The organism is Kluyvera georgiana (assembly GCF_050990895.1).
GTDB lineage: Bacteria > Pseudomonadota > Gammaproteobacteria > Enterobacterales > Enterobacteriaceae > Kluyvera > Kluyvera georgiana.
This window is the reverse complement of sequence record NZ_CP158865.1, coordinates 4348699-4365247: the sequence shown is the minus strand read 5'-3', so window position 1 is coordinate 4365247 and position 16549 is coordinate 4348699. Positions and strand designations below refer to the sequence as shown.

Annotated in this window: 10 protein-coding genes; 2 read left to right on the top strand and 8 right to left on the bottom strand. The window is 52.7% G+C overall.

Features of this window, described 5'->3' with window-relative positions; translation table 11 throughout:
• Positions 1-566: 566 nt before the first annotated feature.
• Positions 567-2111 carry an EAL domain-containing protein gene (locus ABTW00_RS20715; RefSeq protein ID WP_433637328.1) on the bottom strand — a complete coding sequence of 515 codons (1545 nt, stop codon included), beginning with the start codon at positions 2109-2111 and terminating at the stop codon, positions 567-569.
• 755 nt (positions 2112-2866) lie between these two features.
• Here ABTW00_RS20715 and ABTW00_RS20710 point away from each other — a divergent pair.
• Positions 2867-4375 carry a sensor domain-containing diguanylate cyclase gene (locus ABTW00_RS20710; protein WP_433637326.1) on the top strand — a complete coding sequence of 503 codons (1509 nt, stop codon included), beginning with the start codon at positions 2867-2869 and terminating at the stop codon, positions 4373-4375.
• An 82-nt stretch (positions 4376-4457) separates the two neighbouring features.
• On the opposite strand, the gene ABTW00_RS20705 is transcribed toward ABTW00_RS20710, so the two are convergent.
• The gene (locus ABTW00_RS20705) at positions 4458-5999 is read right to left on the bottom strand and encodes a methyl-accepting chemotaxis protein (protein WP_433637324.1); all 1542 of its coding nucleotides are present in this window, start codon (positions 5997-5999) and stop codon (positions 4458-4460) included.
• A gap of 423 nt (positions 6000-6422) precedes the next feature.
• On the opposite strand from ABTW00_RS20705, the gene ABTW00_RS20700 reads away from it, so the two are divergent.
• Positions 6423-8087 carry a methyl-accepting chemotaxis protein gene (locus tag ABTW00_RS20700; RefSeq protein WP_433641105.1) on the top strand — a complete coding sequence of 555 codons (1665 nt, stop codon included), beginning with the start codon at positions 6423-6425 and terminating at the stop codon, positions 8085-8087.
• Between the two features lie 62 nt (positions 8088-8149).
• On the opposite strand, the gene ABTW00_RS20695 is transcribed toward ABTW00_RS20700, so the two are convergent.
• From ABTW00_RS20695 to flgA, 6 genes are all read right to left on the bottom strand, one after another.
• On the bottom strand, positions 8150-10285 hold the full coding sequence (locus ABTW00_RS20695; RefSeq protein WP_433637322.1) for a virulence factor SrfC family protein: 2136 nt from the start codon (positions 10283-10285) through the stop codon (positions 8150-8152).
• Positions 10282-13254, bottom strand: coding sequence for a virulence factor SrfB (locus tag ABTW00_RS20690; protein ID WP_433637320.1), 2973 nt, complete (start codon positions 13252-13254; stop codon positions 10282-10284). Before ABTW00_RS20690 ends, ABTW00_RS20695 begins: the two co-directional genes overlap by 4 nt.
• A 4-nt stretch (positions 13255-13258) precedes the next feature.
• Positions 13259-14611 carry an SrfA family protein gene (locus ABTW00_RS20685; RefSeq protein WP_433637318.1) on the bottom strand — a complete coding sequence of 451 codons (1353 nt, stop codon included), beginning with the start codon at positions 14609-14611 and terminating at the stop codon, positions 13259-13261.
• A gap of 287 nt (positions 14612-14898) precedes the next feature.
• Positions 14899-15342, bottom strand: coding sequence for a flagella synthesis protein FlgN (locus ABTW00_RS20680; RefSeq protein ID WP_433637316.1), 444 nt, complete (start codon positions 15340-15342; stop codon positions 14899-14901).
• Between the two features lie 28 nt (positions 15343-15370).
• Entirely contained in the window at positions 15371-15649 is a 279-nt protein-coding gene (gene flgM, locus ABTW00_RS20675) for a flagellar biosynthesis anti-sigma factor FlgM (RefSeq protein ID WP_433637314.1), read from the bottom strand.
• A gap of 79 nt (positions 15650-15728) precedes the next feature.
• Complete coding sequence (flgA, locus tag ABTW00_RS20670) at positions 15729-16409, bottom strand: flagellar basal body P-ring formation chaperone FlgA (protein ID WP_433637312.1); 681 nt, start codon at positions 16407-16409, stop codon at positions 15729-15731.
• Positions 16410-16549 lie beyond the last annotated feature (140 nt).

The following is a 16549-nucleotide window of genomic DNA, read 5'->3' as shown; positions in this document are numbered from 1 at the left end:
TGACTATTCCGCTATTCGCTGATGACCAGGCTCTCAATTGCCAGTTGTAAAATTAATAGCAGGGATGAGATGAGGGCAAGCCATTTTACGGGGCGCAGTTTACGTTCAGGTATAGAGAGCGTGTGGAGTATGGCATGACGCTTCATTTTATTTGGTGGCATGCTGCCTCCTGAAAAAGAGCCGCCTGCGCAGGCGGCTAAGCAATGAAAACAACAAACAAGGTCACTGTGAGCAGAACCCGTTGCTACGGGGCTAACATAACGGTTAGAGCGGTAAGAAAAAAAGACCACCGGGTGGCCAAACGTTTTCCATTTCTGGACGAGAGTTTCCTCCAGGAGCACTGTTCGTTTGTTAGCCAGAACAGGTTAACGGATAAAAATAGTATATCCATACTAAATCAGCGGTTGTTTAGCGTTTATTTAAACGATGCCGCTCGAATAATACTTGCTCAAATAATAAACAAGACGGGACTATCCAGTGCTGCTAATTGATAGGCGCTAATGAAAACCTGAGAAATAATTCCTTCTGATGAGGCATCAATGCAATTCCCCCCCCGGCCTGTAAGCTTATGCTGGCCCATTTGGACGCTTTAGCCACCGCGAGTAAAACTCTTTTCCCGTTACCGGTTTACCGTAGTAGAACCCCTGTAGCCAGCTCGGATTGAGCGTTTTCATAATCTCAATTTGCATCTCTGTTTCAACCCCCTCGACGACGGTTTTCATCGCCATTTTGTTGGAGATATCAATAATGCTGGCGATCAGATGTACATGAGCATTTTCTGGGGTAATACGGTTGATGAACTTGCGGTCAATCTTAAGAATATCAAGCGTATAATCCTCTAAATAGCTCAGGTTAGAGTAGCCGGTACCGAAGTCATCAATGGCAATTAATATGCCAAGCTCCTGTAATTGGGTGAACGTTTCGTTGATCTGCGTATTGTCGTTTAATAACTCGCTTTCCGTAATCTCAACGACGAGACGAACCTTATTGGCTTTAAAATCCTTAAGGAACTGGCGGCAATCGTCGATGATTTCACCGGATAAAATATGCTGTGAACTGAAGTTAATACTGACGTGAAATCCGTCAGGCAACGATGACTGGAGAGGCAGCAGCCAGCGCTTCACCTGCGCCATCAGTTGGCGCGTCATCGGCACGATGAGTCCGGACTCTTCCGACAGGGGGATGAACTGGTTCGGGGGGATGATACCGTCGTCGGGTGAAATCCAGCGAGCCAGGACTTCACAACCTACCAGCTCGCCGGTTTGCGTTGACATCTGCGGCTGGAAATAGGGCTGAATTTCTCCTTTCTCTATGGCCATTTCGAACTTGGTGCGCAGGGATTTGGGCTTACCAATAACGCGCCAGATGCCAAAACTGATTGCCGGCCCGGCGCAAAGAAATAGCAGGAACAGTGTCATTTCGGACAGCAGCTGTTGCAGGAAGCTACGCTGGTCGAGGATGTGGTAAATCACCGAATAGTCGTAGCGGGCGGATTGCGCCGTCTTCTCTCTGCTATCTGCTGCGTTTTGCTGGGGGAGACGTGCGCTGACCTTACCCTGGCTATCAAGATATTCTGAACCGATTTTGATGTAGAATTTTTCGGCCTGGCTGCGGCCTGCCAGATCGTTATTAAAGTAAAATGTGGGAATGCTGGCGATAAGCTCGTATTGCCCGTAGGCGCGCTTTAGGTTGACCGTCATGGTGACTTTTAACGGAATCGGGCCGTAGCTCAGAGAAAGTGATTTTCCTTTCTGAAAGTAGTTTTCCACCGGTAAATCGGTATTGCCCGAGGCGGACGTACAGACGATCGTTTGATTGTCTACAACGCTGAAAGATCGGGAGTAAGGGGTCAGTGTTGCCAGTTGGCTGAGCGCGGGGCCGGTGACGTTGCACACGCCGTTGAATAGCTCAGCGGCTTTGGTCATTGAACTGATTACCGTGTCCAGCATCTGGTCGATCCTCAGCACCGCGCTGTCGAGTGCAAGCCCATCATCAATATTATTTTTACTCTCGACCTCAGTAACAATAATAAAGGCTCCGATAAGCCACATGCTCAACCCGCAAAGGGTTGCGACGAGCGCTTTTTTTACCAACTGACTGTTTTTTTTCACCAGACGTTCCTAACTGTAAAGCAAGCGCAGGTTAGCTCCGCCCAACTTCAAAAATGATCCGCGAGGGGACCGGATAACGGATGATGTAGTGCAATGATGACGTGCGATTCAACAACTACGAACGGAACAATAAACGCCGTATGATATTACTCGGCAATAATGAACTAACCAATCCAGGAATTAATTATAATATATTAGATGTCTTAAAGTATACCGCGACAATCCGTTGAAATACCCAAATTAATACTATCTTTTTACCTGTTTGATGTAAGTAGTGTAAATCTTTTATATTTTTATCAAAAATGATTGATATTTTAAGGTGGTCGGCAAATGATGTCATTTGATTTGTCTTTGTAGAAAGGATGTCATGTGACAAAAATATATGGCGTAAATATTTGTCAATCATGAATTATATTGGTTTTGAGCCTGGGTAATGAATGTTTTAATAGTTGGTGATAATGGTTAATGATTTGTTTTTGCAAAATAATAGCCGCCCAGGGAAATAGAGGTGTAAATGATTAAAATGTTAACCTTATGATCTGTTTGAACGATCGAACAAACCAAAACAATAGTTAGCGGCTATCAGTGATTCTGCTATCGATCGTTCTATCCTGTTTGCCCAGAAATTACCTTTATACTATTATTGATAGTCGTAAATATAATTCCTCGGCATATTCGAACTCTGGATTCTTTTATAGTGAATAGTTTATCCAGGAAGGTGCCATTATAATTTTTGCCCCTCTTGTACGAGAATAATGTTGAACTTTTCAAAAAAAATAAATTTTGGTCTCTTCATTTCAGTCATTATTGTACTGATGGCGGGGTATTACGTCATAGAGAGTCTGAAGTCTCGAGCTAGCAAGGTATATATGGATATTAGTCGAAATTACTCTGCTAATATCGGGAAGCTATATATAGAAAGAATCCTGCAAAACATCGAGACCAAGCTCATCACAGCAAGCCGTGAGCTGGGGCATACGAATCTTAGCAATGCGGCAATGAAGGATGACATTTCCAGAACCGCATTGGCGATTCTGAATAACTCACCGGAGCTGGATGCGGTTGTGCTGGCGGATAAAGACGGCCATTTTATTCGCGTACCCGATAACAACTATCAGGATCTGTTCCCCAATGGGAAAATAAAAGATCGAGAATGGTTCATCCATGATGCCAACTCGGCGATGCATATCCGTTTTACTGAACCCCATAATGACTCTTTTACCGGCATTTCTACCGTTACCGTCTCAACTCCGCTGATTAACGAACTCGGGCGCTTTAACGGTATCCTGGCTTTCGATATCAATCTGGCGCAAATCAGCCGTAATATGGAAAAAATGTCGCCACCGATTGAAGGGCACATTGTGTTACTTTCGAGCAGCGGACAGGTGATTGCTGACGACATGATTGATAATGTCTGGCAGCCGGAAAATATTGAACAAATCTACCCACTGTTAAAGAAAAACAGCGGCACTTATTATGATGAAGTCAGCAGAGCGTGGTTCTTCTCCTATCAGTTTGAAGGCCCGCGCTGGACACTCATCTACAGCGTCAGCGATAGCAATTTGAATCAGCAGATTTGGGCTGATACCCAGGAAGTCGTCTACGGGTTTATTATCTTTCTGGTGGTGCTGCTGAGCTTCGGCTTTTTCCTCAAATATCACTGGGAGAAAAAGCTGGTCAGTATTATTGGGCACATCAAAACCGGCACGCCTGAAGGTTATGATAACCTTGAGTATTTCCTCTCTGAAGAAATTAGTCGTAGTAAGCACCGCGAAAAAACGCTCACCGATGAAAGCCAACGCGATGCGTTAACCGGTGCGCTGAACCGGCGGGCGCTGGAACTGGCGCTGGATAAGAAGATTGCCAAAAAAGAACATTTTTCATTCGCGCTGCTGGATATTGATAACTTTAAAACCATCAACGATCGTTTCGGTCATGTGGTGGGCGATGATGTGTTGAAATTTATCTCCTTTACCTGCCGCAACCTTCTGGAAGGGTATGGCTGCCAGCTATATCGCTATGGCGGGGAAGAGTTCGCCATTCTATTCAATCGTATGAATGCGGAACAGGCGTTTCATGTACTGGAGAAATGCCATGCCGCACTGCGCGCTCGTGAGTGGCGTGAAGAGGGGCTGATTGTGACGTTTAGCGCCGGGCTGGCGCAGTGGCAGGAGCAGGAGAAACAGGTATTGATTGAGCAGGTCGATAACCTGCTGTATCAGGCAAAGCAGGCTGGTAAAAACCGTTCGATGATGGCGAATTGAGAAGCAAAAAGGGGACGAGATATCGTCCCCTTTTGTGTGTTTGTGGTGGTTTCGAAAAAGCCCCCCGAACGAAGGGCGGTCATTAAGACAGGTGGAAAGCAGAAACGGCCTGCGTCATTTTGTGGGTTTGCTCTTCCAGTGATTCGGCGGCCGATGCCGATTGCTGAACCAGTGCCGCATTTTGCTGTGTGACGCTGTCCATCTCATTGACGGCCTGCTCAATTTGCATAATACCTCGGCTTTGTTCGTCCGAGGCGATAGAGATATGCTCCATTATTCCGTTGACCTTATTGACTGAGTTGATGATCTCAGCGATCGCGGCGCCGGTGCGTTGCACCTGTTGGGATCCGCTGTGAACATTTTTAACCGACTCGGTGATCAACCCCTCGATCTCTTTTGCCGCCACCGCGCTGCGCTGCGCCAGGCTACGTACCTCGCTGGCGACCACTGCAAAACCACGGCCCTGCGTGCCTGCTCGCGCCGCTTCAACCGCCGCATTCAGCGCCAGAATGTTGGTCTGGAAGGCAATGCCATTAATCACGCTGGTAATATCTTCAATTTTGCGGGAATTGGTGGTGATGCGATCCATGGTGCCGATCACTTCCTGTGCCACTTTTTCTCCTTCGCGGGCGCTTCTGACCGCTTCACGGGTGAGATGGCTGGCTTGCGCAACGTTATCCGTGTTGTTTTTCACCGTGGCGGAAACCTGCTCCATGCTGGCGGCCGTCTCGGTGAGCGCCGCTGCCTGCTGCTCTGTGCGGGAGGCTAAATCAATGTTGCCGCTCGCAATTTCGCGAGATGCCTGGGCGACCGTCTGACTGGAATCGCGTACCTGGCTGATAATGCGTACCAGCGATTGCCGCATTTGCTCCATACTGCCCTGTAGCTGATCGAGTTCATTGTGCGAACGCGGCTGGGTGATGACGGGGCGATCCAACTGGCCCGCGGCGATCTGCTGGCACTGTTCACCAATTTGCTGGATCGGGGTAAAGACATAGCGTTTCATCAGCAGCTGTACACAGGCAATCACCAGTAAGAACAGGGCGACAAACGTGAAAATGGCGCCGATGCCAAAGCGGAAGTTGCTCTTTGCCTCGGCGTTGAGCATTTTGGCGTAGTCCTGATGGATAGCCAGAACGTTGTCCAGTTGGATCTCAAACTGCCGGTCATAGGACGCGATTTGCGGAATTAAGGCGTTAAACTGCGCAGAGTTGTTTGACTGCGCGGCCGCTAGCAGCGGCAAAAGCGCATGCTCCCGGTAGTTTTTCCACGCCTGAACGTAGAGTGCCACGCTATCATGCTCGTTTTTAAGCTTTGGCGCCTCGTTGAAGCTCCTGAAGGAATCATCCGCCTTCGCCATCACGGCTTTGATACTGTCCAGACGTTCGCCGGCAGAACGTAAGTTTCCATTTTCCAGCAGGTGCATATATTCCATCACCTGTACCCGCATTGTGCGGCTATGGTTGATGGGATCGATAATCGACAGGACAACCTGAATTTCTTTATTCACATTATCCAGAGAGCGGTTGCTTTGCACCATCAGCCACATATTCGAGGTGGCGTTGACGGTGAAGAAGGCGAGCAGTAACAAAAGCACAATCAGGGAGGTTTTCTTTAATGACATACGTGGGGCCCATAAATGTTCAGCACATATCTTTGTAATATCGGCAGGGGCCTGAAAAAATAAAAGAATTTACCGCTTCTTTAGCCAATTTTACGTTTCCGCAGCGAACGGGTTTTATGCAGCCAGTATGCGATCGACTGCAGGTGAAATTATCCTGCGGCCCATTTTCCCCTCGTGCTGTATGCTGTTGCATGTTTTTTCATCAACGGTGCCGGGGTGTATCCCATTCCGTAACCATCCTTTTTTCCTAATGTTTTATCGGGTCATTTCACTTCATCTGCGTGTTTCAGGCTTATTTATCCTCTGCTTTACATGTGAAGCATAAATAATTCTAATCAAATTGGGTTTCGCTTCTGAGCAGGGTTTAGTTTTTTTGGCAAACACCGATTAATTATTAGTAGACCCTCTCAGGAAATAAATATGATGTTGAACCGAATAAAAATCGTTACCAGTTTGATGATCGCTCTGGGTTTGCTGGGAGCGCTGCAACTCTTCTCCAGCGGGCTATTTTTCAATGTATTGAATAGCGACCAGAAAAACCTGACGCACTTACAGCAGATTAGTGAAAAGCAGGAGACGCTGAACAAAACCTGGTCAGCCATGCTGCAAACGCGTAACTCGCTGAATCGCGCGGCGTTACGTCATATGATGGACATAAATAATATAGGCGCGGGAGCCACCGTTCCTGAACTGCTCAGTATTGCCGAAACGACGCTGAAACAGGCCAGCGGGCTGTGGAATGCGCATCTGGCTATTGAGAACGATCCGCGAACGAACCGGGCGGTAATAACCCAGCTTGAACGTGATTTTACGACGTATTACAACGCGTTGGATGAGCTGATCAAACTGCTGGCTGCGGGCGATCTTGACGGTGCGCTCGACCAGCCGACTCAGCGTTTCCAGGATCAACTGGAAGCGAGTTATAGCCAGTATCTGCATGAAAATGCGCGAATTCACCAGTTTGTTGAGGAGGAGTCGGCCAGTTCCATGAGTACGGCGAAATGGACGCTGGCTAGCGTGCTGCTGGGCATTGTGCTGATCTTCGCGCTTGTGTGGTACGGCATCCGCCAGATTCTGTTGAAGCCGCTGCACACATTGCTGGAAAGCATCCGCCTGATTGCCCACGGTGATTTGGTTTGCAAGATCGATGTGCATGGCAGCAACGAGATTGGCGAGTTGGCGTCCACACTGCGTGACATGCAGGCTGAGCTGGCGCGCACCGTCGGCGAAGTTCGTATCGGTGCAGATGCTATCTATACCGGAACGATGGACATTTCGGCGGGCAATAACGATCTTTCCGCGCGTACCGAGCAGCAGGCAGCGTCGTTGGAACAAACGGCGGCGAGTATGGAAGAGCTGACGGCCACGGTTAAGCAGAATGCTGAAAACGCCCAGCAGGCCAGCCATCTGGCGCAGAGTGCATCAGAGACGGCAGGGCGCGGCGGAAAAGTGGTGGAGAATGTGGTCACTACCATGACTGAAATTGCCGGCAGCTCGCAGAAAATCGCCGATATTACCAGCGTGATTGACGGCATTGCTTTCCAGACCAACATTCTGGCGCTGAACGCTGCGGTTGAAGCGGCTCGAGCGGGTGAGCAGGGACGTGGTTTTGCGGTGGTCGCCAGTGAAGTGCGCAGCCTGGCACAGCGCAGCGCCCAGGCGGCAAAAGAGATTAAAATCCTAATCGATGAGTCGGTCAGCAAGGTCTCTACCGGTTCTACGCTGGTGGAAAGCGCGGGCGAAACCATGAATGAAATCGTGGGCGCTGTGACGCGGGTCACCGACATTATGAGCGAAATTGCCTCGGCTTCTGAAGAGCAGAGCCGCGGTATTGAGCAGGTGAGCATTGCGGTGGCAGAGATGGATCGCGTCACGCAGCAGAACACGGCGCTGGTTGAAGAGTCTGCTTCCGCAGCGGCGGCGCTGGAGGCGCAGGCGAGTCGTCTGAATAAGGCCGTCGCGGTATTCCATATTCACCATACGCATGAAGCCCCCGCGCTGAAAACGCCGCTGACGCGGACATCCCAGCCTGCTTCGAAGCCGGTTGAGATGAAAAAAGAGGATGCTGATGGCTGGGAAACGTTCTGATTTTCGCTAAGGTCATGAAAAAGCGACAACGAAAGTTGTCGCTTTTCTTATTGCCGGTGAGGCTAAGCGTGATGAATGGGGCTGGCCTTGAGGATCTTTTGTAACGCCAGCCGCTGTGGTTCCTGAATATCGCTCTGTGTTTGCGCGGTATGTTCCAGGCCGCGATGGTACAGCGCAACGAGCCAGTCATAGATGTAACGGATATGTCCCGTAAACGGCTCTTCCCCCAACGAGGTCAAACGTTGGCTGGCGCTGGCCTGCGTGGCCGGTTCAAAGACCGCTTTTCCCAGGTTGACCTTACTTGCAGGCCGCTGCGCGGGTGGCGTGTGCTGATATCCAAGCCAGCTAATAAAATCGCTTAACACGTTGGCGGCGCAGATCTGGCCGCGCGCCCTATCGCTTTCATACGGTGCCAGCGCCAGTTCAAGCTGCTTGTTCAGCCCCTGATGATAGGCAGTGGCGATAATGACCTCGCACAGCCCGCGTAGGCGCTCGACGGGGATATCCAGCCTGGCGAGAATCTGTGGTTCCTCGCTAAGCTGGCGCACATGATTAACCCAGCGCTGAAAAATTAACGCCGCAAATCGCGAATCGTTTTTTGGCGCGGTGGCGATGACGCTATCGCTGGCGAACAGGTCCAGCTCCAGTCCTGGAGTCAGCGTCTGCGCGGGCTTTTGCTGGAACTGCAGCCCACACTGTTTGAGGGTGTTGCGCGATAGCGTGAGCAGGCCGGTCAGTTCGCCAAAATGGGCGGCCTGAGATTGCAGGCCGCGAACCAGGATTTCGACCTCTTTTGCTGTGCTAATTTCGGGAGCGAGTAAATCAGCAACCTGCGCGTGCAGCCGGACATGACAAGCCCGCTCCAGCCCGGCGAACCGCTGTTCGCGCGACGCTGGGCTCAGGGCATCGGCCAGCCATTCCCGCAGGCGGAACAGGTTACGGTGGTCCATGGCCTGCAGGAGCCCCCAATGCTTACCCGCGCGGCTTAGCAGGCGCTGTACGCCATCATCGAGGTGGACTTTATCGCTAAAACGCCGATCGAAAGGCGTGATCGCCCAGACCAGGCGCGGCAGAGCGCTATCACTCCTACCTTGCGTGCGGTCCAGCCAGTCGGCTAGCTGAGTGGCTGTCTGCGTGATGCTGGACCGATCGCTGGCCGGGTTGCAGAGCAGCAGGGTATCAGGCAGCAGGCGGCGGGCGAAGGTATCCAGCTCGCCGAGCGGAATATCGATAATGTCGATTTCACCTGCCGTGGCGCGCTCGCTCAGCGACAGGTTAACGCACAGACACAGATTGGCCAGCCTTTGGCGGCTGATGCTGACGTGTTGTTGAACAACGCCATCATGCAGCGGGCAGACCAGCACGTCTTCATCGTGGATCTCAACGTCCGCCGGAGCCGGAAACAGAAATCCTTCGGCAGGCAGCATAAAATTGTCGACCAGCAGGCTCGCGGGAGCCATCACGCTTCCGGCGTGCCCCGTTTGGGCCAGGGTCAGCGCCAGCGCTTCCCAGGCGGCGGTCACGGCAGGGTCTTCTCCCCATAGCAGCCCCAGAAGCGAGGCACGATCGTGAATGCTTAACGATTCTGCCAGCTCCGCCATCTGGTAGAGCAGGCCGTCGTCCGGCCCTTCATCATTGCACAGTAACGTGCGCCACTCTTGTAGCACCGTGGCGAACTGATGCCGCGTCATTCCCGGCGCTGGCTGCGTCAGGCGGTAGGGACGTAGCGCGTCTATGCGCGCGGAGATATCGCTTGCCGTTATGGCCCGTTTGTCCGCGCGGGCGTGGTAGCGGCGCATGAGCTTTATCGCCAACTCGCTCTCGTTGAACAGCTCCAGCAGCAGCGGGTAATTTTCGCTCTGCGGCAGCGGTGTATGGGTAAAGCGTACTGCCATCAGCGGTGAGACGCCGGGATTAATATGCAGCAGATAGTTCAATGTCTTATCGCCCAACTGGACGCCCGGCCAGTTGCCGTCTTCACAAAGTAAGGTACTCAGCAGATGATGCTTCCCCTCGGTTGAATGGCCGTAAAGCCCCAGCGTGAGGGGCGTGTTCAGGAGAGCGTCCAGAGGCTGCCCGGAGAGCGGTAACAGACGTCCCAGGCGACAATCGGCCTCAACTTCGAGCCGCGGCGAGCGAGTACGGTTAGTGGCTATCCAGCGTTCAAGCGCCTGGAGCGTAAGTGTTGATTGATTCATTTGGTATAGACGCTCCCGCTGTCAATCCAGTAGTGGTTTTCACCGCGATAGCTGTTGGCTAGCGTATTCAGTTCCAGGCTCAACATGTCGAGCGCGACGGGGGTGCCGTCCTGCATCCAGGCTTCGGCGATCGTGACGCCGCATTTGGCAGGGTCATACCGTAGCCGAACGGAGATAACCCCATCGCCCGCGATATGTTTTGCCAGCGCCGCAGAGTTTATCTTCAGCAGATAAAGCGGCGAGGCGGGCCAGCGCACGTCCGCGAGCTGGCGGAAACCCAGACATACGTTGCCGCGCAGCGGAAACTGCAGCCGGGTATCCAGCCGGGCGTGGGGATTATCGAGATCGATATCGTCATACCAGATGTTTTCTTTGCTCAGCGTATGGCTACCGTCCAGAACGCCAAGATGGCGCATCGTGGAGTAGGCCTGAATATCCGCAGCTTTAAAGTTGAACCCCGGCAGGCGTAAATCCATCGCCAGACTGCACAGCATCGCGCCGAGAGCCGCCGTTGATTTTGGGTTGCCTATCCGCCCCTGACGACCGAACGGGAAACGCTCGTGGATCGGGTAGTTATCCAGCCAGTGAATGCGGTTAACCGGTACCGGTTGTAACGAGCGTATTAGCGTCTGGATACCTGGCAGACAGGCGGGTCGACCGGTAATCAGCAGGACATCGCAGCAATAGTGCGAAATCACTTCACACAGCGCTTTTAGCGGCGTGACTATCGAAAAACGGCCGCTCGCCATTGCCTCATTCAGCGCGCGCATTTCCACCCGCAGCGGTACATCAAGCACGTTAAAGCTGGGGTTTTCCGGCGGCAGCAGCGGGTGCACCACCTTGTGAATCGCTTTCAACACGTTATCGGTTAACGCATGGGGTAAAAACGTCCCGAAGGTGCCGTCGAGCACCGTTTCGCGGTGCCGCGCGTCGCTCTGTTCCCAGCGGGATAAAACGGCGTGGCCGAGCGGAATAAGCAGCTGGAGCGTCATCTGCTGGCGCAGGACGCGGTGGCTGTCGGTTTGCCCGGCTTCGCCAAACAGCTGCGCCATCACCCCGGAGGCGTCCGCCACGCCTGCATCCTGAAGCGTTTTCTGTATAGCAGGCAGCACGCAAAGCTGGATCACGTCGAGAAGGATGTCGTCGCCCGCCACTTTGAAACCTTCACGGAACAGCAGGCGAGGTGCGATTTTGACGTTGCTCCCCAGGCCACCATCCAGTTGGTATTGCGTAATCGCCATGTCCGTCGTGCCTCCGCCGATATCGATCGACGCGACGCGCAGCGTGGAGCCCGGCGGTTCATCGGCGGCAAGCTGGCGCTCTGGACGTGCAAGGCTACGGAAGAAGGCATCGCTGTGACCGGCATAGTTAATTAGCGCTTCATTGTAGAGCCAGACCAATTGGCCACAGGTGGCCTCATCCCACTCCATATGAACCGTGGCGGCAGGGACCGTCGTATGCTCTTCGCCACGGCGCGCGGAGAAATCATCATCCTGTGGGTGCCATCCCATCGCTTTCCAGATCAGCGCAATGGCCTCTTCCGTACGCTGACGGAAGATTTCGCGTTCCTGTTTTGGCATGGCGGAGGGCAGCGTCAGGATCAAATGCCGTAGGCGACGAGGCGCGCCAGCGTGGCCGAGTGACTGGCGGTGGCTAACGCTGTTGATCTGCGATAGCGCCTGCGCCAGCAGTTCGCAGAGCATCATCGTCATGAGCGAGCTACGGCTGTAGGTTGGGATGAACACCGGCAGACGTTCATCCATCGGCTGACGATACAGCGGTTCGCCATCATCATTTATTAACGTCATCAGCGGCATGGCGGTGGCCTGCGGTTCTTGACGGTTTTTTCCGGCAGGCTGGCTGAAACGCCAGGCCTGATGCGCCGGAGTATCATCCCACAAGTAGCGACGCGGGCTGGAAATACCGCTGGCGCCTTCCGTACCCCGACGCCTAGTGGCCAGTGCGATGGCCTCGTCGCCAATGCGCGCAATCGAAGGCCAGGCGAAGGCGTCGTCTCTGCCACTCTCCATAGAGAAGTGCGGTTTGCCGAAGCGCGCTTCGCTGAATTCCAGATAGCTGGAGAACAGGCCTTCGCTAAAGCAGTGCGGCTGGCTGAGGGAGCGAATCATCAGCTCTGTACACTGGCGCAGCCCTTCATTTTGCGCGCCATGATCTTCAATGAGCACGCCGCAGGTATGGGTGTTACCGACGTCGAGCACCAGATCGACGGCAATAGGGGGAACATGCAGCGTTTCGCTGACTATCTGAATTTTCGGTACCTGCAACTGTTCGGCTAGCATCTCCAGGACGTTGAGATAGTGTCCCTGGTACTCGAAAGCCTTCAACGCGCTGTTGACCTCACGATCGCTATAGTCTTCATGCTGCTGGATATACTGCATAAAAGCGTCACGCAGCCAGCCGTTGACCCAGGTTTGATCGAGGAATTCGCTCAGTTCGTTGTTACGCCACGCGAGCATAAAGTGGGTACCGTTACGAACATCGGCCATGCACGGTGCCAGCGAGCAGCCCGGATCGCTGTCGGCGACCACCTGGGTATCGAACGCCAGGCAAATGCGTAACGTGTTGCCAGCGGAATCAGGGGCGTCGAGAAGGTGAAACTGTACGCGGGCCCAGTTATCCGGCCCGCCGGTAAAGGTGCGGCGGGCGCTGGTGCGCAGGAAAGGTAGCGGTAGCCAGATGCCGTTGAGGATCTTCAACGATCGTTCAAGCGGCCAGGTGTTTTCCGGGCGGACGATTTCGCTCGAACCGTGGACTTCGTCGGCGAGGATATACTTTTCGATCTGCGAATCAAAGTCGAGGCGGAGCAGCGGGCCATTGGCGCTCTGACGGACGAAGCCGCCGCGGCCGGGCGCGGCCATTTCCGGGCGCAGGCCGAAATCGAGAAACTGGATGCCGCTGTTTTTAATCAGTGAAACGGCAGCTTTATAGGCGATAAGATTTGCCAGCATGGGATTATTTACTCACTTTTCGGAAAGTCACGGGCACCGTCGTGTCGCTATCGAAACGTCCGGTGCACTGGGCCGCGCCGGTCAACCCCTGGCTACAAACAACCTCCGGGACCGTGTAGCGGCTGCCGTCGGAGCAGCGTGCCTTGCCATTATTTTTAATGACCAGGTTGCCTGACTGCATCAGCCCGGAGGTGATTTCGGCCCGGCAGGTGGTGTTATCGCCCAGCGTCAGGCGCACCGTTCCGGTGTTGTTGTTGATCTGGTAGCGAAGCACGGGCGGTTTTCCGCTAATGGCGTCGCGGAACTCAATCGTCGCGTGCCAGTTACCATTGAGAAAGCGTGTGGTTCCCGCTTTAACGGATGCGGCCGGCAGGACCAGGGCATTTTTGGGAATCGGTACTTCCACCGTGGCCTCTGGCTTCTCTTTTTCCGTAACAGGCGGCGTGACCACCGTGGCCTGAGCGAGCGGCAGCGATGAGCTAAACGCAGGTTCGGGGGGCATGATGGGCGCAGGCTCTGGGACCACTGCCCGCGCCGCGGCGTGTTCGTCGCTCTGAGCGATGAGCGGCAGAACATAGCGGGATAGCGGTTCCCACGTGGTCGGAATGGCGATGAGTACAAACCCCACGATGGCCACGCGACGAACGACCTTCGGCCAGATAGAAACGGCCGCCGCCGGTTCGGAATGCGGAGCCACCGCCGGCGCTTCGGCTGAACGTTGCGGCTTTTCCACCGAACTGAGCGTCACCACGGTCGGGAGCGGATCGTCAATATGCACCTCCTCTTTTGGAGCAAAGGAGATGAGCGTCGGTTCATTCATCGCAACGGGTTCGGGTTCAGGGAGCGGCTCCCGTTTTGGTTCGGGCTCCGGGATCAGCGTGGCGCGCAGCGGTGCCAGCGGATCCTCCTGATGAGACGCGTTGAGGGCAGAAAATCCCCAGAAGGTAATAACAGGCTTATTATCAACCAGATAGATATGCTGGCTGGCGGGAAAACGAAACACGTTTTCCAGCAGAATACCAAACAGCTGTATCGAGGATTTTTCGCTTTGCTGGCAGCGTTTGCCGAGCTTTTTGGCCGTGCTTAAACAGGTTTCCAGGTAACGCAGCGCCTGTTCCCGCTGTTGCAGCGTGGCGGCCGCCCAGGTGATGACATTGCCGCCGTGTGGCGCATACCAGTCAATTTTCTCTCTGTTTTCGTCCGACTGCGGGATGGCCAACGTGTCCGCCAGCGTTTGCTGCTTTCGCAGGCGCAAGGTTTCGCGGATCTGCAGCGCAGCGTTGAAAATTGTCTGACCGTTTTCGCCCAGTGCGAGAAAATCATCAAAGTTACCACTGCGCAATAGAGTTTTTGCCACGAATCAACCTTACTATTAAAAGCGAAATAAACTGGGGGAAGTACCTGAGTCTATTTTAACGGTTTTATGTGGAAAAATACGGCAGGGGAACCGGGAATGACGTCGCGGAAATGTGGGCTAATAAACCGATTGCAGGATTAATGTGAATTTTTATATATGGTTATGTTATCGTTTTTGCGATGCTGGAAATATTTTTTGTGTCAAATGCTAATAAATAAAAAGAGTGAAGCATCTTTGATAAAGAAAAAATGCTTCAAAACCGTAAGGAAATGACAGTGAAAATATATTTATATACTGAAGTTGTAAACTTTACCGGCACTTTCGCTATTGGTTTGACCCGCTTGGGTATACAGCGATGCGCCATTATCGGACTTGTTGACAATACTCTTCAGGGTATTAATTTTCTGCATGTGAATATCCAGTAAATTATAGATGTTCTGGTTGTACTGGTTTGCTGATGTTGCCCGCTCGGTAATATTTTTCCAGTGGTTAGCAAATTCAGTGTTCTGAAGATAAGGCGCCGTAAGATTCAGGCGAGTTTCTTCCTGGCGACGCAGCTCATCATAGTAACCAATGGTTGAGAGCAGGCGGCTTTTCGTATCAGAGACAATCTGCAACGACACCGGATTAATCTGTGGTCGTCTTAACTGGTTCATTTCTTCAGCCAGAATGGCCTCCAGTTCAGCCATCGTATCTTCGATTTTTACCAGAATAGAACGTAAGTTTTCCATAGTAATTGTTTGCTAACCGTTATAAGAATTAGAGAATGTCCTGCAGTAAGGCCTGGGCAATTTTATCGGTGTCGATTTGCAGTTCACCGGCATCCATTGCGGCTTTAATACTGGCAAGACGTTCAAAGTTAACATCGTTACCGCTGTCGCTTTGGATCTGCTGAGTGAGGGCGCTGAGCTTAAACTGCGATCCACTCTCACCCGCATGCTCAACGGGGGCAGCGTTTGTCTCGCGCGCTTTGGTGCGCAGCGTGATGTCATGTTGGGTATTGCCAGGTGTTACAGGCAGTGTTCGTTCGATGCTCATAATCATCCTCGCCAATGTTGTTAATGGTTTATTCACTCGCTTATAAAATATATATCGGAGCGAACAAAATTCTCTAAAGCTAATGTTGCAGAGAAATACTCACTTTCCCGGCTGAAATCACTTTTCCGGTCACTATTTGACCGTTTTTGGTTTTGATGCGGAGGGTGCCGTTTATCGCGGCGTTATCCATCGCTTTACCGCTGGCGCGGATGTGGAAGCCGCTGCCCTGGGCGAGTACTTCGACATCTTCGCCTGCCGTAATGGCCCAGTTCTGGCGCATCTGGTTAGCTTGAAGCGGCTGCCCGACGTTCACCGTCCGCGTGGTGATGCGGCCAATAATGTCATTTTTATTCATCAGCAGGCCGCCCGGCAGGCGATCCATCGAACCTTGCTGCGGCTTTATATCCTCCGCCTGAATCTTCGTGCCGGTCGCCAACGTTCGGCTGGCCACCCACCATCGGCCCTCTGCCGTTATGGCTATCTGCAGGAACTTGCGCTCTGTACCACATTGGGCGATGACGCTGCGGTTACCGGCGAGCCGCGTATCGTTGCCGCTTAATGACAGTTTGGGCTCCGCGCACAGGCTCTCCAGTTGCTTTTGCGGTGTGAGAATAGTGACGGTGCGGGTGATGTTTTTATCTAACCCGTTATTCACCAGCCGGGTGAGTTGTTGTTCAAGCGAAGTGACGCTGGCATATGCTGGCGCCATGCTCAGCAGCAGCGCCAGGAATGGCAGAAGATGACGATAGCGGCGAAACATTTAGCGATTACCTTATATATACGTGCGCAGGATAAAACTCCTTAGCAGGAAATTCTCGTGCTAAAAAGTATATGTCATTACCGCTAATTCCAAACGCCCCAAATAGCGTCAGGTTTGTCAGCATATTGCGCTTTAAAATT